The 23656-nt window shown below is 73.5% G+C and carries 17 protein-coding genes; 4 read left to right on the top strand and 13 right to left on the bottom strand.

Going from position 1 to position 23656, the window contains the following annotated elements; genetic code table 11:
* Window positions 1-2: 2 nt before the first annotated feature.
* The 11 genes from Ari01nite_RS34865 to Ari01nite_RS34915 all read right to left on the bottom strand — a co-directional run bounded on the left by Ari01nite_RS34865 (window position 3) and on the right by Ari01nite_RS34915 (window position 13806).
* The gene (locus tag Ari01nite_RS34865; RefSeq protein WP_203786519.1) at window positions 3-779 is read right to left on the bottom strand and encodes a thioesterase domain-containing protein; all 777 of its coding nucleotides are present in this window, start codon (window positions 777-779) and stop codon (window positions 3-5) included.
* The gene (locus Ari01nite_RS34870; protein ID WP_203786520.1) at window positions 776-3859 is read right to left on the bottom strand and encodes a non-ribosomal peptide synthetase; all 3084 of its coding nucleotides are present in this window, start codon (window positions 3857-3859) and stop codon (window positions 776-778) included. Before Ari01nite_RS34870 ends, Ari01nite_RS34865 begins: the two co-directional genes overlap by 4 nt.
* Entirely contained in the window at window positions 3856-4479 is a 624-nt protein-coding gene (locus Ari01nite_RS34875) for a hypothetical protein (protein WP_203786521.1), read from the bottom strand. The genes Ari01nite_RS34870 and Ari01nite_RS34875 overlap by 4 nt, the downstream gene beginning before the upstream one ends.
* Window positions 4397-5653 carry a hypothetical protein gene (locus Ari01nite_RS34880; protein ID WP_203786522.1) on the bottom strand — a complete coding sequence of 419 codons (1257 nt, stop codon included), beginning with the start codon at window positions 5651-5653 and terminating at the stop codon, window positions 4397-4399. The genes Ari01nite_RS34875 and Ari01nite_RS34880 overlap by 83 nt, the downstream gene beginning before the upstream one ends.
* Window positions 5654-5662: 9 nt before the next feature.
* Window positions 5663-7852 carry a serine O-acetyltransferase EpsC gene (epsC, locus tag Ari01nite_RS34885; RefSeq protein ID WP_203786523.1) on the bottom strand — a complete coding sequence of 730 codons (2190 nt, stop codon included), beginning with the start codon at window positions 7850-7852 and terminating at the stop codon, window positions 5663-5665.
* A 7-nt stretch (window positions 7853-7859) separates the two neighbouring features.
* Entirely contained in the window at window positions 7860-9008 is a 1149-nt protein-coding gene (locus tag Ari01nite_RS34890) for an NAD(P)/FAD-dependent oxidoreductase (RefSeq protein WP_203786524.1), read from the bottom strand.
* Complete coding sequence (locus Ari01nite_RS34895) at window positions 8995-9342, bottom strand: cupin domain-containing protein (protein ID WP_203786525.1); 348 nt, start codon at window positions 9340-9342, stop codon at window positions 8995-8997. Before Ari01nite_RS34895 ends, Ari01nite_RS34890 begins: the two co-directional genes overlap by 14 nt.
* On the bottom strand, window positions 9336-10709 hold the full coding sequence (locus tag Ari01nite_RS34900; protein WP_203786526.1) for a diaminobutyrate--2-oxoglutarate transaminase family protein: 1374 nt from the start codon (window positions 10707-10709) through the stop codon (window positions 9336-9338). Before Ari01nite_RS34900 ends, Ari01nite_RS34895 begins: the two co-directional genes overlap by 7 nt.
* A complete protein-coding gene (locus tag Ari01nite_RS34905) occupies window positions 10706-12019 on the bottom strand; it encodes a SidA/IucD/PvdA family monooxygenase (protein ID WP_203786527.1) in 1314 nt (437 codons plus the stop codon). Before Ari01nite_RS34905 ends, Ari01nite_RS34900 begins: the two co-directional genes overlap by 4 nt.
* Window positions 12020-12225: 206 nt before the next feature.
* The gene (locus tag Ari01nite_RS34910) at window positions 12226-12468 is read right to left on the bottom strand and encodes a hypothetical protein (RefSeq protein ID WP_203786528.1); all 243 of its coding nucleotides are present in this window, start codon (window positions 12466-12468) and stop codon (window positions 12226-12228) included.
* Window positions 12469-12708: 240 nt separating this feature from the next.
* The gene (locus Ari01nite_RS34915; RefSeq protein WP_203786529.1) at window positions 12709-13806 is read right to left on the bottom strand and encodes an alpha-hydroxy acid oxidase; all 1098 of its coding nucleotides are present in this window, start codon (window positions 13804-13806) and stop codon (window positions 12709-12711) included.
* Between the two features lie 99 nt (window positions 13807-13905).
* On the opposite strand from Ari01nite_RS34915, the gene Ari01nite_RS34920 reads away from it, so the two are divergent.
* From Ari01nite_RS34920 to Ari01nite_RS34935, 4 genes are all read left to right on the top strand, one after another.
* Window positions 13906-16251, top strand: a complete 2346-nt coding sequence (locus Ari01nite_RS34920) for a glycoside hydrolase domain-containing protein (protein WP_203786530.1) — start codon at window positions 13906-13908, stop codon at window positions 16249-16251.
* A gap of 5 nt (window positions 16252-16256) precedes the next feature.
* Window positions 16257-17273, top strand: coding sequence for a hypothetical protein (locus tag Ari01nite_RS34925; RefSeq protein ID WP_203786531.1), 1017 nt, complete (start codon window positions 16257-16259; stop codon window positions 17271-17273).
* 74 nt (window positions 17274-17347) lie between these two features.
* Complete coding sequence (locus Ari01nite_RS50325; RefSeq protein WP_239163285.1) at window positions 17348-19081, top strand: methyl-accepting chemotaxis protein; 1734 nt, start codon at window positions 17348-17350, stop codon at window positions 19079-19081.
* A gap of 74 nt (window positions 19082-19155) precedes the next feature.
* Window positions 19156-22011 carry a toll/interleukin-1 receptor domain-containing protein gene (locus Ari01nite_RS34935; protein ID WP_203786532.1) on the top strand — a complete coding sequence of 952 codons (2856 nt, stop codon included), beginning with the start codon at window positions 19156-19158 and terminating at the stop codon, window positions 22009-22011.
* Here the strand turns inward: Ari01nite_RS34935 and Ari01nite_RS34940 are convergent.
* Together Ari01nite_RS34940 and Ari01nite_RS34945 are read right to left on the bottom strand one after the other, a co-directional pair.
* A complete protein-coding gene (locus Ari01nite_RS34940) occupies window positions 22008-22514 on the bottom strand; it encodes a flavin reductase family protein (RefSeq protein ID WP_203786533.1) in 507 nt (168 codons plus the stop codon). The two genes, Ari01nite_RS34935 and Ari01nite_RS34940, sit on opposite strands and share 4 nt — an antisense overlap.
* On the bottom strand, window positions 22511-23656 hold the full coding sequence (locus tag Ari01nite_RS34945; RefSeq protein ID WP_203786534.1) for an LLM class flavin-dependent oxidoreductase: 1146 nt from the start codon (window positions 23654-23656) through the stop codon (window positions 22511-22513). Before Ari01nite_RS34945 ends, Ari01nite_RS34940 begins: the two co-directional genes overlap by 4 nt.

Raw genomic sequence — 23656 nt, forward strand, 5'->3', positions numbered from 1 at the left:
CCTCAGTCGCGGCTGGCGGCTACCGTGTCGAGCGCCGCGGCGAGGGCGGGCACGTCGTGCGGCTGCCACATCGAATAGTGGTCGCCGGGCACCTCGATCACCACCGCCTGCGGGGTGAGATCGAGCCAGCCGCGCCACGGCTCGGCGGAACCGGTGCCGCGCACGACGGTGACCCGGCCGGTCCAGGGTCGCGGCCGGTAGCTGCGGTGGGCCCGCATGTTGGCGCGGAAGACCGCGTACCGCCGGCCGCCCGCCCGGTCCGCCACGTCCTGCGGGGCGAGCCGGTATCCGGCCAGGTCGGCGGCGAAGGCCGCGGCGATCTCGTCCTCGGTGGGTTCGGGGAAGGGTCCCGGTACCGCCCCGTCGATCAGGATCAGCCGGTCGACCACCGCGCCCGCCGCGGTGAGCTGGTGCGCCATCTCGAAGGCGACGGTGGCGCCGAAAGACCAACCGCCGATCAGGTACGGCCCGGCCGGGCACCGGCGGCGCAGGGTGCCCAGGTGGTCCGCCGCGATCGCCGGCAGGTCGGTCAGCGGCTCGTCGTCGGTGCTCAGCCCGCGCGCCTCGAAACTCTCCACCGGCTGCTGCGGGCTCATCAGGGAGCGGAGCGGCAGATACGGGTACGGCGAGCCGGACACCGGCGGCACCAGGAACAGCGGGGGCCGGTCGCCATCCGCCTTGATCGGCACCGAAACGGCGCGGCGCACCGGCTGCGGGGCCGCGGCCCGCATCCGGGCCAGCAACTCGCGCCGGCGATCGGACAGCGGTGGCCCGGTCACGCCGGGCCCGGGCCCGCGGTCAGCCGGCTGACCTCCTCGCCGGACATTCGCTCGACCTCGTCCAGCAAGTCCTGGGCGGCCGCCTCCGCTTCCCCGTGGACGCGCTCGACCAGTCTCGCGATACCCGCCACCGTCGGCTCCTCGGACACGTCCGGGGCGGTGAGGGTGAGCCCGAACGCCTCGTTGACGGCGGCGGTGACGCGGATCAGGTCGAGGAGCGGATCGGCGCTCGCCTCCAGCAGGCTTTCGTGTACGCCGACGGCGTTGGCGCCGCTGCCGAGGATGTTGCCGACCAAGGTCGCGACCTGCTGTTCGGCCGGTGTGCGCGGTGGCTGGAAGCGGCCGGCCGCCGGGTCGTCGCGGTGGTGCAGTGCGGCCAGTGCGGCGCGGTCCACTTTGCCCACATTGGTCAGCGGCAGCCGCTCCAGGCTCAGGTACTGGCCCGGCACCAGATTGGCCGGCAGCGTCTCGGCGAGCCGCCCGCGCAGCGCCTCGCCGTCGACCGTGCCGGTGGCGGTCACCACGTGCGCGATCAACCGGGTCGGCCCAGCGCCGTCCCGGTACGCGAGGACCGCCGCCCGGTGCACACCGGGTTGCGCCGTGAGCGCCGCCTCGATCTCCTCGAGTTCGACCCGCAGCCCGTTGACCTTGACCTGGGTGTCGGCGCGGCCGAGAAAGAGGATCTGGCCGTCCTCGCTCCACATGCACAGATCACCGGTGCGGTAGATCCGGTGCCCGGGACGGAACGGGTCGGCGAGGAACCGCTCCCGGGTCAGGTCCGGCCGGTTCAGGTAACCCCGGGCCAGGCCGGCGCCGCCGATGTAGAGCTCGCCGACGACGCCGACCGGGCACGGCCGCATCGCGGCGTCGAGGATGTAGGTGAGCCGGTTGGGCATGGCCCGGCCGATCGGCGGCGGCGACTGCCACCGGCGGTGCTCACATTCGTAGGCGGTGCAGCCCACGGTGGCCTCGGTCGGCCCGTACCCGTTCACGAACCGCCGGCCCGGCGTGTTCCAGCGGGTGACCAGGTCGCCGGTGCACACGTCCCCGCCGACGACCACATACCGCAGGTCCGGACACGGTTGCAGCTCGACGTTGTTGAGCACGGCGGGCGGGCCGAAGACACAGGTGATGCGCTCCTCGGCGATGAGCCGGCCGAGCGCCTCCGGCGATGTGCGGACCCGGTCGGGCAGCAGCACCAGCGCGGCGCCGCAGGTGAGCGCCGTGAAGATCTCGCCCTCGGCGAAGTCGAACACGAGCGCCATGTGCTGCACCATGCGGTCGTGCGGGCCGAGGCCGAACAGCCATCGCGGCCACAGCACGAAGTTGGACAGCGAACCGTGTTCGATCAGGGCGCCCTTCGGCCGGCCGGTCGATCCGGACGTGTACAGCACGTAGGCCAGGCTGTGCTCGTCGGCGACCTCGGCGAGCAGCTCGCTGTCCGGTTGCCGTTCGATCGCGGGCCAGTCCGCGTCCAGCCGGATGACGGTGGCGTCGGCCGTCGCCGGCAGCCGATCGCGCAGGTCGGAGCTGGTGATGACCACCCGGGTGGCGGTGTCGGCGAGCAGGAACGCGGACCGCTGCGGCGGATGGGCCGGATCGAGGATCGCGAAGGCACCGCCGGCCTGCAGGATGCCGAGCATCGCGACGACGACCTCGAAGCCGCGGTCTAGGCAGACAGCGACGATGTCGTCGCGGCCGACACCTTCGGCGCGCAGCCGACGGGCCAGCATCCGGGCGCGCCGGTCCAGCTCGCCGTAGCTCATCTCGGCGCCCTGGTGCCGCAGCGCGACCGCGCCCGGATCGCGGCGGGCGTGTGCGCTGACCTGCCGGTGCACCGGCTCGCGCGGGTACGGCACGACCGGGCCCTGCCAGCCGGCGAGTACCTCGGCCCGCTCCGCACCGGTCAGCAGCGGCAGCCGCGACAACGGCCGTCCCGGGTCGGCCACGCCGGCCCCGGCGAACACCTCGACGTGGCGCAGCAGCCGCTCGATCCGGCTCCGGTCGAACAACTCCTCGTTGTAGTCGGCCCGGAGCTGGACGCCGTCCGCCGACTCGGTCACCACCAGCGCCAGGTCGGCCGTACCGATGTACGGGGCGGGATCTGCCGGTTCGATCGCGAGCCCGGGCATCTGCGGCAGGACCGGTGCCGGCCCGCCGATGCCGATCGTCACCGCCATCGGCGGGACATGGCCACCGAGGTGTCGCCGCACCGCACCGAGCGGCGCCTCGCCGTGCCGGTCGGCCGCGTCGAAGGCTTCGGCGCACCGGCGGACCGCCGTGCCGAAGGCCGGGTCTCCGCTGAGATCGATGCGCACCGGCACCGGCTCGGTGAACGGGCCGAGCCAGCCGGGCGAGCCCGGACCGCGGCGCAGCGAGCGGGACGTACCGACCACGATGTCCTGCTGGCCGCAGTAGGCCCCCAGCACGGCGAGCGCGGCGGCCCGTACCTCCTCAATGTGCGCCGCAATCCGCAGTGTCGCCCGGCCAGCGCGGCCCGCCGGGCGCCGGGGCCGCTGCCGGCAGGCCGCCAGTGCGAGCGGGGAGGCGCCGTCGAGCAGCCCGGCCCAGTACGCCAGGTGCGGCTCCAGCGCCGGTCCGCAGCGGGACCGGCGCTCCTCGGCGGCGTAGTCGGCGAACCGGAACGGCGGCCCGGTGACCGGTTCGCCGCGGTAGGCGGCGAACAGTTCCGCCAGCAGCCCCGGCACCGAGTCCTCGTCGAGGCACACCCGGTGGGTGCTGATCGACAGGACGTGCTCGTCGGCGCCCACGCGGCGCAGCCGGGCCCGCAGCACGTCGCCCGCCGCCAGATCCAGCGGCTCGCCGGTGCGGTCCGGGGCGAGCGCCACGGCAGCGGCCGGGACGGTGGACTGGCGCGGGCCGGCCGGGGTCAGGATCACCCGGGTGCGCAGCACCGGATGCCGCACCGCCAGTGCGGTCAGCGCGTCCGCCAGCCGGCGTTCGTCGAGGCGTCCGTGCAGCCGGACGGTGATCGGCAGGTCGTGGGCGTCCGGCCGGGTGCTCAGGTGATGGCCGACCCACAGCTCTTCCTGCGCGTAGGACAGCGGCTGACCGGTCATCGGCCGCTCCCGTCGGCGGCGCCGGCAGCCGGCCGGACCCGGATGGTCAGGCCGCCGTGCAGAACCCGGTGCTGCTGCTCACCCGGAGCGGCAGTGGCGGGCAGGTACGCCTCGAAGAAGTCGAGGTAGTCGGGGCAGAGGGCGCGCAACACGGGCGCGATGTCGGTGCCGAGCGCGGCGGCGGCGCCGCGCACCGCCATGGCGGACATGACGGTGGTCGGGGCCGGCGGCGCCACCGCGGCGAGGGCTGCCGTGAGAGCGCTGTGCCGCATCGCCTCGGCGATCTCGGCGGCCAGGTCGGGGTGCCGGCCCTCCCAGACGATCACCCGGACCACCAGGCCACCGACCACCGGGGCGTGCCACAGCGGGAGCGGCGCCTTGGTCGTGCGGCTCGGGCCGGCCAGGGCGAGGCGCCACGCCCCGCCGCCGTGCGGGTCGTCCGGCCGGACCACCGGCGGCCGCCCGCTGAGGTCCCAGCACCAGGCCAGCACCTGCACGTCGGCCTCCGGGTCGAGCACCCGGCGCACCATGCACCGGCTATCCGGCTCCAGCGTCAGTTCGTCGATCGCGACCTCGACCGGATCGCCGGAGGCCGGGAACGAGACCGGCACCGGCTGCATCGCCCGGGTGATCTCGCGCAGCGTCGAGAGCGGTTGCGGACCCCGGATCCCGAACTCGGTCGCGGCTTCGCCCGCGGCAACGGCGGGAAAGGCGTCGAATGAACCGTGACTGATCAACGGCATGGCTTCCTCCACGCAGATGGGCGACTGTGCACGCCGCGAGGACCACCAACGGCGCGATGCCGGCCGGGCCGGCGAACGGAAGGATCGACACGTAGATCAGCGCCGCGACCGCACCGGCGATCCGCCGGGCACCGGTCCCCAGCACGGCCGCCGCGGCGGCCGTGCTGGCGAACACGGCGAGGCCCATGGCCGCGGGGACGCTGAGGAGGTCGAAGAGATCGGTGTGGCGCGTGGCGAGCAGCACCACACCAACGGCGGCGACGGTCCCGGCCACGACCGCCGCGTATGCCCGGGTGCCCGGTGGCCGGTCACCGGCGAACAACCCGGCGGTGGCGGACAGGTTGCGTACGCAGGCGAGGACGCAGACCGCGGCGCCGGCGGCGGCGATCGGGCGCGGCGGCTGCGGCACCTCGGCCAGCGCCAGCAGGACACCACCCAGATACACCAGACCGACGAGGAGCACGGCCGCGACGACGGTCCGGGTGCGCGGCCGGTCCAGGCGCAGCGTCGCCTCCCAGCCGACGAAGGCGAAGACCACCAGGGCCGCGGTCCGGGGCCAGCCGCCGTCGGCGACCGGCGCCAGGTCGGCGGGCCGGACGGCGAGGGCGGCGCACCCCACCGTCACCGGCAACGCCAGGCGTGACCAGCGAACCGGCACCTCCGCCCGGACCGCACCGAGACCCGCTGCCAGGACCAGGATCAGCAGCGCGGCCGGCAGCGTGACCGTTGGCCGGCCCACCGCCTGCGCCACGAACGCGCCGCCCACTGCGGCCACCACGGCCTGGCCCACCGTCACGCCGATCAGGTACCACCACCGGACCGCGGCCGCCGCCGGGGCGCCGAACGCCGCACCGGTCAGCCCGGCCGGCCCGCCGGACGACGGGCCGGCGTGCGGCGCCAGCGCGAGCACCAGCAGCAAGCCGGCCGGCAGGTGCACCAGCCAGCCGGCGACCGACACCGCTCCGAACGCCTCGACGGTCAGCGCGGGCAGGAACAGCGCCCCGACGCCGACGACGGCCGTGGTGAGCGGAACCGGGCCGCGGGTTCGCATGGACGTCACCTAGCCGGCCACGAAGCTGGGCCGGTAGTCCGCGGCGATCTCCTGTCCGGGCGCGACCAGCGGGACGCCGGGCGCGGGCCATGGCGGCGGGCCGTCCGGCGGCAGCGCTCGAAGGTGCGACCAGACGCGCGCCGACCAGGTGGGCATCAGCGGCGACGCCACCGCGGCCAGCACCGCGAGCAGCTCGGCGTGTGCGGCGAGGGCGCCGTCGTCGGTCTCGGTCCACCGGCTCAGGTCGCGGCTCGCGTGGCGGGCCGCCTCGGCGATCGCGCCGGCGGCGCGGCGCACCGAGAACGTCGCCGGCTCCAGGGCGTCCGCGACCGCGACCGGCAGCCGGTCAGCGAGCTGCCGGATGTCCGGCGGCCAGGCCGACGCCGCGGTGGCCGGCACGGTGCCGCCGGCCTTGCGGATCCGGTCGAACAGCGCCGCGGCCCAACCGTCGAGCTGTTCGGTCAGCAACACCCGGTAGCACTCCTCGAAGTCGGCCCGGGCGAAATTGGTGGGGCCGGTTTCCGGATTCGTCAGGCACAGGTGGAACCGCAGCGCGTCGGCGGGCACCTCGCGCAGAAAGTCCGAGCCCCAGATGGCGTGCCCGCGGCTGGTGGAGAACTTCTCTCCGTCCAGGTGGTAGAAGCTGTTGCTGATCACGTAGCGGGGCCGCACCGGCGAGCCCGCGGCGAGCAGCTGCGCCGGCCACAGCACGGCGTGCGAGAAGCTGCAGTCGAAGCCGATGAAGTGGACCAGGGTGGTGTCCTCGTCGTTCCACAGCCGGTCGGCCAACCCGGGTTCGCCCAGCGCGGCACCCAGGCCCTCGGTGGCTGCCATGTACCCGTAGATGCCGCTGAACCAGGTGTCCAGCACGTGCCCCTCCCAGCCGCTGAGCGGCACCGGCACGCCGTACGGGTAAACCCGGCTGACCGGCGTGTCCGGCAGGCCGAGCAGGATCAGCTCACGGCAGAAGTCACCGACGCCGCGCGGCCAGCGTTGGGTGTCGTAGAGCCGGCGCAGCGCCGCGGCGTGCCGGGACAGCGGCAGGACCAGTCGGCGGCTGGGCCGCGGCACCGGCTGTTCGCCGCACCGGATGCAGCGCCCGTCGAGCACCCCCGCCGGATCCTGCGGGAACCCGCAGTCCTCGCAGTAGGTACCGTCGCACGGCAGTCGGCAGTACCGGCACAGACCGCGCAGGTCGGCCTCGTAGAGGAACTGTTCGCACCGTTCGCAGTACGGTGTCGGCATCGTTCGCTCCTCGATCACCCCGGCGTCGTACAGCGCACGGAAGTGCCGCTGGACCGTCTCGGCGTGCCGGGGCTCGCGGTGCGGGTGCGCGTAATAGTCGGGCACCATGCCGGCCAGCGACAGGGTCTCCTCGATGCGGCGGGTGTACCGGAAGGCGGTCTGCCGGGCGGTCTCGCCCAGTTCCCGGGCCCGGCGCGCGACGTAACAGGACTCGTCGTCGGTGTAGCTGACGTAGCGCACCGGCACCTGGCGGGCGCTCAGGTATCGGCGGAGCACGTCGGCGCCGAGGAACGGCCCGCTCAGGTGACCGAGGTGCAGATCGCCGTTGGGATTGGGCGGCGCGCAGGTGATCAGGACCTGGCCGGTGACAACGGACATGGCGGCAGTTCCTTCCGGGCTGAGCAGAGGATCGATGACGGCCGGCGGCCGGCGCCGTATCACCGCACCGGCCGGCACCAGCGAATTCGGCGGCAGGTCGGCCAGCACGATGGCGCGGGCGCCGATCCGGCAGCCGGCACCGACCACCACGGGCCCGAGCACGGTGGTGCCGGTGCCGAGGACGACCTGGTCGCCGATGGTCGGGTGGCGCTTGCGCGGCTGCTCGCCGTCCCGGTCGTGCCACCAGCCGGCGGAGCCCAAGGTGACGCCGTGGTAGAGCATCACGTCGTCGCCCACCTCGGCGGTCTCGCCGATCACCACACCGGAGCCGTGGTCGATGAAGACCCGCCGGCCCAGCACGGCGCCGGGATGGATCTCGATGCCACCGGAGATCAGCCGGCCGACCTGCGCGACGAGACGGGCGGCGAACCGCCGTCCCCGCGCGTAGAGGGCGTGACTCAGCCGGTGCAGCCACAGGGCGTGCAGGTGCGGGTACAGCAGGGTTTCCGCAACGGATCCGGCGGCCGGGTCCTTGGCCAGCACCGTCCGGACGTCTTCGACCATTCGCGCAGCCACCGGGACCTCACATGCACCGGTAGTCGACGTCTGGCCGGATCGGCGCCCCACGGCCGAACCGGTCGGGGCGGTACGGCTCGAGCTCCGGCCGCGGCTCGCCGGTCACCAGCTCCTCGGCAACCGCCCCGCCGACCGCCGGCGCGACCTTGAAGCCCCCGCCGCTGAAGGCCGTGCACAGGTACAGCGACGCCGGCTCGCCGGCCGGGCCGATCAGGGCGTGCCGATCCTCGGTGTACGCCTCCAGTGCGGCTGCGGCGCGCACCACCGGCACCCCGGCGAGGGCGGGTATCCGTCGGGTCAGCCGGTGCCGGGCGGCCGCGACGGACGCCGGTTCGGGCCGTCCGGCGGCCGGCTGCGCGGCCGGGTCCGGCTGGTCCAGGGGCACGCCGAACCACACCCCGCCGGCCGGCACCGGTCGCGCATACATGGCGATGGTGTCGTCGATCAGGACGTGCGGCACGGCGGCCGGACCGCCGGTCACGGCGTAGCCGATGCGCCGCGCCCGGACCGGCAGCCTGGCGCCGGCCGACCGGCACAGCGGTGCCGAGCGAGTCCCGCTCGCCACCACCACCTGACCGGCCGAGTGCCGGCCGGTGGCGGTGTGCACGCCGGTGACCCGGTCGCCCGCCAGGGACAGCGACAACGCCGTGGTGCCGTGCACCACCCGGGCACCGTGGCGAACGGCGGCGGCCAGCAGTGATCCGGTGGTGCGCCGAGGGTCGGCGAACCCCCCTCGCGCCTCGTAGGCGACCACGCCGACTCCGTCGAGGCTCAGCTCCGGCTGGTCCGCCGCGTACTGCTCCAGGCCGAGCACCTCGGTGGCCACCCCGTACCCGCGCACCGTCGCGGCCATCGTGGTGACCGCGGCCCGCCGGTCGGCGCCGGCGAGGAACGCGAACCCGACCTGGCGGAACCCGCAGTCGCCACCGACCTCCTCGGCCCATCGTTCGAAGGTGGGCAGGCTGCGGGCGGCCAGCAACGCGTCGTGGCGGTCGCTGTGGTGCATCCGGACCTGCGCGGCCGATCGCGCGGTGGCACCGCGCGGCCGGTCACCGGCCTCGAGGACGGTGACCGTGGCGCCGCGCCGGGCGAGGTGGAAGGCGATGCTCGCGCCGACCACGCCGCCGCCGACGACGAGCACGTCACTGTGCCGCAACTGTCGCACCCCACCACAGCGCGAGCAGCCGCAGCGGCCGGTCGCCGTCGTTGTGCAGCGAATGCGGCAGGCCCGGCGGCACCAGGACGGTCTGTCCCGGTGACACCCGCCGCTTTTCCGTGTCCACCTCCATGACGCCGGCCCCGTCGACGAAGAAGAACATCTCCGACTCGCCGTCGGGGTTGACGTGCCGGCGCATCGTGTCGCCCGGTTCGACCACCACCCAGGCGCCACCCTCGTACGGCTCGTCACCGAGCCGGACGAGCCGGCCGGCTCGCACGTTGTAGTCGGGCTCGGCACTCAGGTCCTGGTCCGCCCACCGGTGCGTCAGCATGTCGCCACCTCGGCCTCCGCGATCGCCTCGTCGAGCACGCGCAGGGCGGCCGAGACGACGGTGTGCGTGACGTTCAGCGGTGGCAGCAGCCGGACGACGGCGCTCCGGTGGCCACCGACCTCCACGATCAGCCCGCGCCGCAGAGCCTCCGCCTGGATCCGGGCGGCGCGGTCGCCGTCCGGTGCGCCGGTCGCCGGATCACCGATCTCGAGGCCGAGCATCAGGCCCAGGCCGCGGACCTCCAGCACGCTCGGGTGCCGGACCGCGATCCGTTCCAGCTCCGCGAGCGCCGACCGGCTCTGCCGTGCGACGTTGGCCAGCACGTCTTCCCGGCGCATCACCTCGAGGGTGGCCACGCTGGCGGCGAAGGCAAGCTGGTGCCCGCGGAACGTGCCGATGTGGGTGCCGGAGGCCCAGGTGTCGAGCCGCCGGTCGTACATCATCGCGGCAACCGGCAGGCCGATGCCGCCGGCCGCTTTGGACATCAGGATCACGTCGGGTTCGATGTCGTACTGCTCGAAGGCCCACCACGTGCCGGTGCGGCCGTACCCGGTCTGCACCTCGTCGACGACGAGCGGTATGTCGAGTTCCTTGGCGGTCTCCGCCACGGTGCGCACGAAGCTCGTGGTCGCCGGCACCGCGCCGCCCTCACCCTGCACCAGTTCGAGGATGATCGCGGCCGGCCGGGGCACGCCGCCGTAGTCGTTGTGCAGGCTGGTGCGCAGCAGCGTGGCGCAGTTGGTCTCGCACGACCGCGGGTTGAGCCCGAGCGGGCAGCGCAGGCAATAGGGGTACGGGAAGAAGTGCACCCCGCCGAGCTGGCCGGGCACAGCCTCCTTCGGCGCGACCAACCCGCTGACCGCCATGGCGCCGTGCGTGGAACCGTGGAAGCCGCCCTGGAAGGACACGATCGTCGACCGTCCGGTGTGTGCCTTGCAGAGCTTCATCGCGGCCTCGACGGCGTTGGCGCCCGTCGGCCCGCAGAAGTGAATCTTCATCCGGTTCCGCATCCGCTCCGGCAACAGCTCCCGGTGTCGCTCAACGAACTGCCAACGGATCTCGGTCGGCAGGTCGAGGCCGTGCACGTGGGTGCGCAACTGCCGTTCGACGGCTTCCACGACGTACGGATGGCTGTGCCCGATCGGCAGTGCGCCCGCCCCGGTGAGGAAGTCGATGAAGACGTTGCCGTCGACGTCCTCGAGGTACGGTCCGTACGCCGCGGCGACCGCGACCGGCAGGCGGCGCGGATAGGTGCGCGCGTTGGATTCGGTGGCCACCTGGTTCGCGAGGTAGCGGGCCGAGTTGGGCCCCGGGACCTCGGTCCGCATGCGCAGTTGCACCGCCTCGGTGAGCGCGGGCGAGATCATCGGGCCTCCTCGTGCTGCTCCGGCCAGCCGGCAGCCGCCGACAGCTCCTTGGCGAGGCTGGTCGCGATGGTGGCCGAGCGGATGGACAGCAGGCTGAACGAACCGGCGTCACCGAGCCCGTGGGTGGTTTCGCAGAGGCCGTTGAGATAGATCGGCGGCAGAACGGCACCGGGGCGCGGGCGCAATCGGTAGTCCCGGCCGACCAGCGCCCGGCCCGACGGCGTGCGCCCCACCAGGTCCGCGATACCGGCCAGCACCTCGGGCAGGAGCTCGGGACCGGACTCGTCAGTCAGGTCGTGGTATCCGGTGGCGAGCACGACGACGTCCGCCCGCAACCAGGTGGCGTCGCCGCGGTGCCGCTCGGTCAGCTGCAGCCGGAGGCCGTCCGGCTCGGCACGCACCTGGGTGACCCTGGTGTGGCGCAGCAGCCGGACCCGTTCCCGGTCGTCCAGGCGGTCCTCGTACATCTGCGCATAGAGCGCCTGCAACACGTCCGGGTCGCTAGCGGAGTAGTTGGTGTGCCGCAGTTGCCGGTCGAGATCGGCCTTGGCCGCTTCGGAGGCGTCGTAGTAGTAATCGGTGAACGCGGGAAAGTAGACCTCGTTGGTGAACGGGCTGAGGTCCTTCTGCCGGTGGCCGAACTCGCGCAGCACGTTCACCACCCGGGCCCGCGGAAAACTGCGGGCCAGGTCGAGAACGAGTTCGACGGCCGACTGGCTGGCGCCGACGACGACGATGACCGGCTCGGGAAGAGCGTCCAGCACCGCTCGCCTCTGCAGGTAGGCCGACGAGTGGAAGATCCGGTCGTCGGTGCTGCCGGCGAACGGCTCCGGGATGCGCGGGCGGCGCCCCGGCGCCACCACGGCGGCGCGAGCGCGGACCGTCCGGCCGTCGCTCAGCTCAGCCTCGACGCCCGCTCCCTCGCTGCCGGTCAGGCGGAGGGCGGCCACCTCCAGTCCGAAGTCGACGCGGTCGGCGAACTGCTCGGCGACCCAGGTGACATAGCGGGCGTAGTCCTTGCGAAAAGGGTACGGCAGGCCGAGGTTGAGGTACTCGAACAGCCGGTCGTTCTCGAAGAGGTAGTTGAAAAACGTGTACCGGCTGCGCGGGTTGCGCGGCAGGGCGAGGTCGCGGGCCGCGTTGTGCTGGATGTCCGAGCCGTCCAGCAACATGCCCGGCTGCCAGGCCGGTACGGATCGGCGCTCGACGTACCGGGCCGCAAGGTGCACGTCCATCTCGTCGAGCGCGACGGCCAGGGCGATGTTGCCGGGCCCAAACCCGACCCCCAGAACGTCCACATAACCGGTCACATCTCACCCGCTCCCGCGACGAATGCCTCGGGCTTGCCGCCTCCGGCAGAACCGACACTAGGAGCGGACCGGCCCGGGTGTCGTCGCGTACGCGTTGCCCACGACCTCAACAGTTCGCTGACTGCGTTGCCGGCCTGGCTCGGCGCGGGCTGCTTTCTACTCCGCGGCGCGGAACCTGCGGTATCGGCCGCCGATCAGCAGCAGCGTCAGGCCGGCCAGCACCACGCCCACGCCGTAGAGAGCCGCCCCCGGCCCCGTGATCGGCAGCGTCCCGCCACCCGCGCCACCGGTATCGGACCCGAGATCGAGCTCCCGGCGCCCGCCGAGGTGCAGCGCAGCGTGCTCACCGTCGGCACCTCGCAGCCCTGGGCGGGCCGGAACGCCGTGCCGGCCGGTGCGGTCAGGTCGGCGGTCCAGCCGGTGGGGGCGGACGGGCCCCGGTTGGACACGGTCCAGGCGAGGTTGCCGACGCGGACGCCGCGCGGGATCGTCAGGCTGATCTGCCGGGTGCGTTCGACGGCGAGGCCCCCGGTTCCACGCGGTCATCTCCAGCGGCAGTGCCTCGGCCGGCTCGGAACCCCAGACCGGAACGTTGGTCAGCTCGACGTCGGTGCCCCGCGAGAAACAGACGCATATCGAACTCCCGAGGGCGTAAGAGGCGCGGAGGACGGCAAACCATACCGCCGCCGCTACCGCGATGGGCGCCGCACCATGGCGGGCGTCAGGTCGGCCAGGCACGGGCGGCCGGTCAGCGCCATCGCGAGCTCCAGCTCGGCCCGCAGCCCGCCCAGCACGCCGGCCACCCCCTCGGCGCCGCCCGCCGCCAGGCCCCACACCGGCGGGCGGCCGACCAGCACCACGTCGGCGCCCAGGGCCCGGCACACCAGGACGTCCACACCGCGACGCACGCCGCCGTCGACCAGGACCGGGATGCGGCCCTCGACGGCCTCGGCCACGGCGGGCAGGGCGTCCAGGGTGGCGAGCGCGCCGTCCAGCTGGCGTCCGCCGTGGTTGGACACCACGATGCCGGCGGCGCCCGCGTCGACCGCGCGGGTCGCGTCGGACGGGTCGAGGATGCCCTTGAGCACCACCGGCAGCCCGGTGCGGTCGGCCAGCCAGCTGATGTCCTCCCAGCGCAGGCCGGGATCGTAGGTGGCGCCGACGTGGGTGGCCAGCGCCGAGCCGCCGGTGATCGGGACGCCGGTCAGCGCCATCGTCTCGGGGTCGATGTTCTGCGACTGCGCGTGCGGCGGGATGGCGAAGCTGTTCCGGACGTCGCGCCGGCGGTCGCCGAGGCGCGGCGTGTCGACCGTGACGACCAGAGCGGTGAAGCCGGCCGCCCGGGCCCGCGCGACCAGGTCGAGCAGGATGGCGCGGTCGCGCAGCACGTACAGCTGGAGCCAGCGCGCTCCCCCGGCCTCGGCGATCTCCTCGTACCGGGCGCTCGCGAACATCGACGCGATCATCAGGGTGCCGGTGGCCGCGGCGCCCGCGGCCGTCGCCGCCTCGCCGTCCGGGTGCCAGAGGCGCTGGTACGCGACCGGGGCGACGCCGATCGGGGCGGCCAGCCGGGCGCCGCACACCTCGACCGCGGTGTCCACCGTGGTCACGTCGACCAGCACCCGCGGCACCACGGTCACCTCCTGGAACGCCGCCACGTTGGCCGCGAGCGTCCGTTCCGCGCCGGCGCCGCCCTCCAGGTAGTCCCAGGCGCCCGGCTCGGCACCCGCCTGCGCCCGCGAACGGTAGTCGTCCACAATCGTCTGCCTTTCTCTGTCCCGAGCCATTTAATTACCCAGGTAACAGCCATTGAAAAATATTTATGGACGCCGACCGGAGCGCCTGTTATACCTGTGCTACTCACGGGGGTGACAATGGTTGATCAAATGGTGCTCAGGGCACAACGATGGGTCAATTCCACGTACGGTTCGGTGGCCGGTTACAACCGTTGCGCCGAGGACGGCCAAACCGGTTGGAACACCATCTTCTCGCTGACCCGGGCCCTTCAGCACGAGCTCGGCATCACCGCGCTGTCCGACAACTTCGGCCCCACTACCTATGCCCGGCTGACCGCGTACGGACCGGTCGGCGTCGGCTCGGCCAACATGAACATGCGGAAGATCGCCGAGGCCGCGCTGTACTGCAAGGGCTACAACGGCGGCGTCATCGACGGCGCGTTCGACGTGGGCGCCACCCAGATCGGGCTGACCTCGCTGGTCCGTGACATGGGCCTGCCGCTGACCGGCGCCGTCACCGACGTCACGCCCAAGGTCTTCAAGTCGCTGCTGAACATGGACGCGTTCGTGATGACCGCGGGCGGCAAGGAACCGGTACGGGTCTGCCAGCAGTGGCTCAACGGCACCTACCTCGGGCGTGGCCAGTTCTTCATCGGGCCGACCGACGGGCATTTCTCCCGGGCCGTGCAGGTGGCCCTGGTCTACGCGATCCAATATCAGCTGGGCATGACCGACGGCCAGGTCACCGGCTACATCGGCCCGGGCACCAAGACCGGGCTGCAGACCCAGGCGCTGGTCGGCGAGGGCAGCCAGGACACCGGCGCGCGGCACTGGGTGCGGCTGTTCCAGTGCGCGCTCGCGTTCAACAACTACGGCAACCGCTGGGGCGAGGGCGGCGGCACCTTCACCGCCGACATGGCCCGGATCGTCAAGGTCTTCCAGCGGTTCTGCATGCTTCCGGAGACCGGCCGGGGTGATTACCAGACCTGGATGTCGCTGCTGGTCTCGACCGGCGACCCCGAGCGGCGGGGCCGGGCGATCGACTGCATGATCCCGCTCAACAGCGCCACGATCAAAACCGTCAAGGATCACGGGTACGAGATAGCCGGCCGTTACCTGAACGGCGGCACCAACAAGGTGCTGACCCACTCCGAGATCGCGCTGATCACCGACAACGGGATGTCGTTCTTCCCGCTGTACCAGGAGTGGGGCGACGGACTCCAGCACTTCAACTACGACCAGGGCCGGTCGGACGGCGCGGCGGCCTGCAGCGCGGCGCGCGGCTTCGGCATCCCGTACGGCACCACGATCTACTTCTCGGTCGACTTCGACGCACAGGACCACGAGATCACCAGTGCGATCCTGCCGCACTTCCGGGGTGTGCGCGACGCCGTCGCGGCGGACGGCAACCAGTACGCGGTCGGCGTCTACGGCTGCCGCAACGTCTGCCTGCGGCTGGAGTCCGCCGGCCTGGCCGGCCGCAGTTTCGTCAGCGGCATGTCGACCGGCTACAGCGGTAACCTGGGCTTCCCGCTGCCCGGCAACTGGGCGTTCGACCAGATCAAGAACACCGTGCTGGCACCCGGCACACCCGGCGCCGTCGAGATCGACAACAACATCGTCTCCCGCCGCGACCTGGGGGTCGACAGTGTCACCCGGCCCCGCGAGATGAACGACGGCTTCTACACCATGCTCATCTGGCTCGAGGCGCGGGCCGGGCAGCACCGGCAGGCGTTCCCCGACCGGTCCGGCCCGGAACTGGTCGCCCAGTTCCTCCGGATGCGCTCCGACCGGTTCAAGTTCCGTGGCTCGGACACCGTCTTCGGCGAACTCGACACCGCGTTCATCGAATTCGTCCGGGGTTACCTGGGCCGGCCGGACGATTACCCGCTGCGCGACCCGAAATACCTCTGGGATTCGGACATCGACCATTTCGGGGCCTCGTTCGGCGCGTTCCTGAACCACGGCATCCCGGACGACGTCCGCAACGTCAATCTGGCCGACTTCGGCGCGTGGGGCGGCGACGCGCTCAGCATCCTCGGCCAGTGGTATCAGAGCGGGCTCGGCCCGGGCGAGGCGTACGCCTTCGCGAAGGACCGGTTCGCCACCCGGGCCGACAACTCCTACATGACCCTCGGCGACTGGTTCGCCGACGTCGACGCGTTCGTGATCGGTCAGCAGAGCAAGGCCGACCCGTCGATCCCGCTGTCCACGCTGTTCCGGCACCACTACGCCACACCGGCCGCGGCGGGCGAACGCTTCCTGGACTACTACGTCCGCCGCTTCCAACGGCGGGCCGACTATGTGCTGCTCTGCGCGGAGCACATGTTCGACGATCCCGGCGACGCGATGACCGAGATCGTCCGCAACGGGTTCTGGCTCGACCAGTTCGCCGACGCGGGGGCGCTGACCCCGGGCATGACCTCGGCGACCGCCCGGACCGCGGTGGCCCGGGCCTTCGCCGAGACCGTCGTCCAGTTCGCCTACGGGGAGTGAGCGCGATGCAGAACCCACTCGTCTCGCGCCGGCAGATCCTGACGCTGGCGGGGCTCACGCTGGGCGTGGGCGTCGTCGCTCCGGCCGGCCCAGCCGCCGCCGCGCCGGCGGACGACGTCGTGCTGGAGCCGGTCGCCGACGAACCGGTGGCCGTGCTCTCCGGCGAGGGCGGCGCGCCCGCGGCCGTCCCGCGCCGGCTCGCGGTGCGCCTGGTGCGCACGGCCGGCCTGCCGGCCGGCGCACAGATCGCGATCACGTTCGACCCGCGGGTGCACACCCCGCTGCCCGCGGCCGTGGTGCTGCACCGGGGCCGCCCGGTCCCGGCCGCCACGACGACCGCCGCCGACCCGGCGACCGGCCTGCACACCAGCACCGTCACGCTGACCGGTGCGGTGCCCGCGGACGGTGACCTGGTCGCCGTCGTCGGCGCCGCGCGCCCGCTGATCTTCCCGTCCGACCTGGTCCGGCGGCCGGCCGCGCCCAGCGCCCGGGTCGCCACCGCGCGCCGGCGGCTGGAGCCGGCCCGGCCGTCCTCGTTCGGCGGGCCGGCCCTGCCGTGGGGCGTGGAGGTGGACGGGGTGTGGGCCGCCCGCTCGTGGGGTGCCGGCGGCCGCTACCGCTACTACGTGCCGGTGCGGGTGTCGCTGACCGGGACCGGGCCGGGCCGGGGGCCGGCCGCGGCGTTCTCGGTGACCCTCGACCCGAGGTTGGCCGGCGCGGTGACGGTCGCGTCGGCGCGGCTCGGCGACCGGCCGTACGCGGGGCGGATCCGCCCCGCCGGGGAGAGCCGGACCGCCTCGGCGTACCGGACCCGGTGGCGCGCGCCGGCCGGGCTGGCCGCCGGCGAGGTCCTCGACGTCTACCTGACCGTGTCCACCACGCTGCCGGCCGGCCCGCTGACCGGCGTCACGCATCCGGTGGTCGCGGCCGTGACGACCGGCGCCGCCGCGGCCCAGCGGCACACCGGCCGGGAGACCCTGAGCCGCACCGACTCGGTCTGCGGCGACGTTCCGAGTGGGTGACCCCAGGGACGCCTTTCGGGGACGCGCGGGGCGGAACGGCTCAGCACCGGACGGTAAGCGCCGAACCTAGTGTCGTGGAGGCTTTCGGGGGCTGGCGCATCCTCGCTCTGCTCGCCGTCGTGCTCGCCGGGCTGATGACCCCGCTGTCCGTGATCACCCTGCGCTCGTTCGACCGGGTGGAACAGCATCTGCTGGTCAAGGAGGCCGAGGAGCTGCGGATCGCGCTCAGCGAGCGCGCCGCCAGCATCGTCGACATCGGGGTCACCATCGCGGCGGGCTCCGGCGCCGGCCGCGCCGTGGCGGACACCGACCAGCGCCGTTTCGCGGCGGACTTCCCGGCCGCCCAGGTGCGCGACCGCTACCGGCTGTCCGGCGTCGCCGGGGTGGGCCCGGACGGCCGGTTCCGGGTCGGCGGGCTGGCCGGGCCCGACGGCTACCGGCCGCTGCCGGCCGGCCTGGACGATCCGGCGGTGCTGCGCAGCATGATCGAGCCGGACGCGGCCGCGGGCACCGCCACCTGCGGCGTCACCTCGGCGAGCGGCACGCCCACGGTGTTCTGCGGCCTGCCGGCGGACCCCGGCAGCGGCTCGCTGATCTTCCTGCGGGCGCTCGACGCCACCGGCCTCGACCTGATCACCCAGACCACCGAGGATCCGACCCGGCTGCGCGGCTCGCCCCGCGCCGACAGCCTGCGGCACGCCGACCTGCCGAGCCGGCTCGGCCCGCTCCAGGTGCACACCGCGGTGGTCGGCGACGAGGTCTCGGTGCAGGCCACCCTCGCCGGGGTGGACGGCGTCCCGGTCACCTTCGAGCTGCTGGAGGAGCGGCCGGTCCGGGCCGCGGCGGTCGGCACGATCACCTCGATCGCGGTGGTCGTCGCCCTCGTGATGATCGTGCTGGCGGTGCTGCTCCAGCGCGTCGTGCACGGCAGCGTGCGCCGGCACATCCGGCCGCTGCGCCGGGCCGCCGAGGAGATCATGGAGACCGGTGACCTGAACGGCCGGGTGCCCGATTCGCCGCACCCCGACCTCAAGGCGATGGCGCAGGCGGTGAACGGCATGCTCGCCGCCTTCGAGGCGCAGGCGATCGAGCTGGTGACGGCCCGGGGCCGCAGCGAGTTCGAGCGGCAGCAGCAGCTGACCTCCGAGGAGCAGTCCCGGGAGGAGACGCTGCGCCGCATGCAGGCCGAGTCGGAACAGGTCATCGGCGGTATCGCCTACCAGCTCGGCGACGCCGTGCGGGAGGTCGACACCGTGCGCGAGTCGGTGGTCAACATCAACGCCGGCGCCGCGGCCGCGCACGCCGCGACCGAGCAGATGGCCGACCACGCCGCGCAGGCCGACCGGGCCGCCGAGGCGCTCACCGTCAGCCTGCCCACCGCCACCGACATGGTGGCGCTGATCGCGCAGATCGCCGGGCAGACCCGGATGCTCGCGCTCAACGCCACCATCGAGGCCGCCCGCGCGGGCGAGGCCGGCCTCGGCTTCGCGGTGGTCGCCGACGAGGTCCGCAAGTTGGCCGACGACACCTCCAGCTCGGCCGAGCGGATCACCACGACGCTCGGCACGCTCACCGCGACCGCCACCGACGTGTCCGGCGCGGTGGCCACCATGACCGACGCGATCGCCAGCGTGCGGAGCGCCATCGAGCAGGTCCGCACGGTGGCCGACGACCAGCAGCACAGCATCAGCGGCCTGATCACCCAGGTGCAGAACGCGATCGCCCAGATCGACCAGCTCGCGCACACCGAGGCGCCCGCGCTCGACTCGGCGGACGGCCCGCCGGCGAACGATTTCGAGCTGTTCTGAAGCCGCCACCTCGTCACCTGGGAACGGACAACCGGGACGGCTGTCACCCGGCCGGGGTTCCTATAGTTCGCGAGGTGGGACAACTAGGCGCAAAGCGCACACCGCCGGACGGCTATGCGGCATTCATCTCCTACAGCCACGCGCAGGACCGGCTTCTCTCCGCGGCGCTGCAGAGCGAACTGGAGCGATTCGCGGGCTCGTGGTGGCACCCGCGCCGGATGCGGGTGTTCCGCGACGAGACGAACCTGACGGCCTCGCCCGGCCTGTGGCCCAGCATCGTGGATTCGATGCGGGCCGCCGAATGGTTCATCCTGCTCGCCTCGCCCGGCGCGGCGGGCTCGGTGTGGGTGCGCCGCGAGGTGGCCTGGTGGGTGGCGAACAAATCACCCGACCGGATGCTCATCGCGCTGACTTCGGGCCGGGTGCACTGGAGCGGGGACGACTTCGACTGGTCGCGCACCGACGCGGTCCCACCGACGCTCGCCGGGGTGTTCCCGGACGAGCCGCACTGGATCGACCTCAGCCGGGTGCCCGCGGCGGACGAGCGGCCGCAGCTGGGCGACACCGTTGCGAAACTGGCGGCACCGATCCTCGGGGTGGACGAAGACACCCTGGCCGGCGAGCACGTCCGGCAACGCCGCCGCACGCGGCGCACGGTCTGGGGCGTCGTCGTCACGCTCACCGCGCTGCTGCTGGCGGTCAGCACCGCGACGGTGGCCGCCCTGGTCCAGGCGGACCGGCAGCGCGAACAGGCCGGGATCGCCGCCGCCCGGGAACTGGCCACCCTCGCGGACGGCCTGGTCTCGTCCGATCCGCGGACCGCTCTCGGGCTCAGCCTGGCCGGCACCCGGATCCGGTCCAGCCCCGAGTCCGAGCAGGCGGTGTATCGAACCCTGGCCGCGACCCGGTACCTCAGCACGCTGGCCGGTCACCGCGCCGCGGTGAAGGCGGTGGCCTTCGCCGGATCACTGCTGGCCACCGGCTCCGACGACCACACCGTACGGCTCTGGGATCTGACCGACCCGGCCCGGCCGCGACCGGTCGGCGCCCCCGTCGACCCGGGCGTCGGTCCGGTGGCCGCGCTGGCCTTCGAGCCGGGCACCCGGCGGCTGGCCGTGCTCGGCGTCCACCACGAGCAGACCGGTTCGGAGACCACCCAGCTGGCACTCTGGGACACCGCCCGGCCGTTCGCGGGCCGGCCGGCGCCGAAGCGGTGGCGGGGCATCGGCACCAGCCTTGCCTTCCTCCCGGGTGCCGGCCTGCTCGCGGTCAGCACCGTGACCACCTTCGGCGGCAGCGGCCCGCTCCGGCTCTGGGACATCCGCACCGCCGAGCCGGACCTGGTCAGCGAAAACGCCGCCGAGGACGCCGGGCCGGTCTACAGTCTGGCGGCAGCGGCCGACGGCAGCTTCCTGGTGACCGGGAACGCGCATGGCGACGGCACCGACAGCGGCGGCGAGACCGGGGTCTGGCGGCTTGCCGACGGGCCGAGGCTGGAGCGCACCGCGTCCCTCGACACCGGACCGACCACGTCCGTCGCGATCAACCCGGCCGGGACCGTGATCGCCGCCCTGGGCCAGGACAGCACCCCGGTCAACCAGTTGACCCTGTGGGACGCGCGCCGCCACCGCCGCCTCGGCCCGCCGATGACCCGCCACCCGGACGCCATCAGCACGATCGCCTTCGCTCCGGACGGACGGACCCTGGCCGAGGCCCGCTCCGACCAGACCACCCTGCTCTGGGACGTCAGCGACCCGGGCCGGCCGGACGTCGTCGGCGAACCGCTGGCGGCCCACAGCGAGGGGGTCGAGGCGGTCGCCTTCTCGCCGGACGGCCGGACGCTGGTCACCGCCTCGGCGGACGCGCAGGCGATCCTCTGGGACGCGCGCGGCCGGGCGCGGCCGGCGCTGGCGCAGACCGTCCCGGGCACCCCGCCGGGCGGGGCCGGCCGCAGCCCCGCCCTGCACCGGCTGATCGTCGCCGGTGGCACCCAGTTCGGCGGCGGGTTCGAAGCCACCACGTCACCGGACGGCCGCCTGATGGCCACGGTGAGCGCCAATCAGCAGACCACCCTCTGGGACCTCAGCTCCGGCCGCGCACCGAACCGGCTCGCCGTGCTGCCGACCGGGGCCACCGCCGATCCCTTCACGCCCGTCCTCCCGCAGTTCGACGCCGCCGGCCGGTACGCCGTGACCGGAACCGACACGCACGATACGGACAGCGAGCTCCACCTCTGGGACCTGTCCGTACCCGGCCGGCCGCGGCGCCAGGGAGCACCGCTGACCGGGTTCACCCGGCCGATCGCGCTCTCCCCCGACGGCCGCCTGCTCGCCGCCACGCAGAAGGGCCCCGGCGGCGGCGGAGTCGGCACGGTCCTCTTCGACGTGACCGACAAGGCCCGGCCCCGGCGCATCACCACGATCGACGCGACCCGCGAAGCCTTGGTCGTCTCGCTCGCCTTCGCGCCGGACGGCACCATGCTCGCCGTCGGGGACGACGCGAAGACAGTGCTGTTCGACCTGTCGGATCCCGCGAACCCGGGACGGTTCGGCCGCCCGCTGACCGGGTTCGGCGGGCTCGTCGCGTTCGCGCCCGACGGCCGGACGATGGCCGTCGCGAGCGAGGCGGAGGAACACGGCGGACTGACCCTCTGGGACATCACCCGCCGCACCGATCCGCGGCGCATCGGTGATCCCTTCCTCCCGGCCGGTGCCGGCGGCGGTACGGCCGCGCTCGCCTTCGGCCGCGACGGTAAGACCCTGCTGACCGGCGGCCACGACTACACGATCCGGGTGTGGGACCTGTCCGCGCAGACCGCCCTGCGCGCCGATCCGGTCGGCCTGGCCTGCCGGCTCACCGACGCCGGCCTGTCCGCCCGGGAGTGGGCCCGGTACGTCGTCGGGCGCGGCTACCAGCCCGGATGCCGCTAACCGAGCTGGAGGCGGCCGAAGCGGCTGCGGTGGAACACCAGCGGGGACGGTTCGCTCAGACCCGCCTGGCCGACCGCGTGCAGTTGCAGCAGGACGATCGTGTGGTCGCCGGCCAGTACCTCGCGGTAGATGGTGGTGTCGAAGTGGGCCAGGCCGTCGTCGAGGGTGACCGCGCCGTCGTCGGTCGCGGTCACCGGCAGGCCGTCGAAGCGCTGGGCGACCGCGCCGGCCAGCTGGCGGGCCACCGCGGAGTGGTGGTCGGCCAGGATGGTGACCCCCAGGTGGGCGGCGCGGCGCAGGTCGGGCCACGTCTTGGAGGCGTTCGCGATGGAGAACGAGACCAGCGGCGGGTCCAGGCTCACCGAGGTGAACGAGCTCGCGGCCAGGCCGACCGGCAGGCCGTTGACCAGGGCGGCCACCGCCACCACGCCGCTCGGGAAGATGCCGAACACCTCGCGCAGCCGGGTGGCGTTGAGGTCCTGGTTGGTGCGCAGCGGGGTCATCGGACACCGCCGAACGGGACGGCCGGGGCCACCTGCCGGACCGGGGCCGGATGCCGCCAGCGGCCGCGACGGGACAGTTCGGGGAGCACGCCCTCGCCGAACCGGTAGGCCTCCTCCAGGTGCGGATAGCCGGAGAGCACGAACTCGGTGATGCCGGCCTCGGCGTACTGCTCGATCAGGTCGGCGATCTCCTGGTTGCTGCCGACCAGGGCGGTGCCGGCGCCGCCGCGGACCAGGCCGACACCGGCCCACAGGTTCGGGTGGATCTCCAGGGACTCCTTGGTGCCGCCGTTGAGGGCGAGCATCCGGCGCTGGCCCTCGGACTCGCTGCGGCGCAGGCCGGCCTGGACCTCGCGGATCTGCTCCGCGGAGATGCCGGACAGCAGGCGGCCGGCCTCGGCCCAGGCCTCCTCGGCGGTGTCCCGGGCGATGGTGTGCACCCGCAGGCCGAAGGCGATGTTGCGGCCCTGCCGCTCGGCCAGGTCGCGCACCGTGCGCACCTTCGCGGCCACCGCGTCCGGCGGTTCGCCCCAGGTCAGGTAGACGTCGCTGTGCCGGGCCGCGACGTCCAGGGCGGCCGGTGACGAGCCGCCGAAGTAGATGCCGGGCAGCGGGTCGGGGAGCTGGGCGAGGAGCGCGTCGGAGAGCCGGAAGTGGCGGCCCTCGAACTCGACCGGCTTGCCCGACCAGAGCGCCCGGACGATCTCCAGGAACTCGCCGCACCGCTCGTACCGGGTGTCCTTGTCCAGGAAGTCGCCGTACATCCGTTGCTCGTGGCTCTCTCCCCCGGTGACCACGTTGAGCAGCAGCCGGCCGCCGGACAGGTTCTGGAAGGTACCGGCCATCTGGGCGGCCAGGAACGGCGAGATCAGGCCGGGCCGGAACGCGACCAGGAACTTCAGCCGCTCGGAGACCGCGCTGAGCATCGCGGTGGTGATCCAGGCGTCCTCGCACCAGGCGCCGGTAGGGGTGAGTGCGGCGTCGAAGCCGAGCTGCTCGGCCGAGCGGGCGATCTGGCCGAGGTAGGCGACGGAGGCGGGCCGCCCGCTCGATCCGGCGGGGGTGCCGTGGCCGCCGCCGACGATGTGCCGGCCGTCGCCGCCGTTGCTGGGCAGGAACCAGTGGAATTTCAGGTCGGTCAT

The sequence above is a fragment of the Paractinoplanes rishiriensis genome (genome assembly GCF_016862375.1).
Classification (GTDB): Bacteria; Actinomycetota; Actinomycetes; order Mycobacteriales; family Micromonosporaceae; genus Actinoplanes; species Actinoplanes rishiriensis.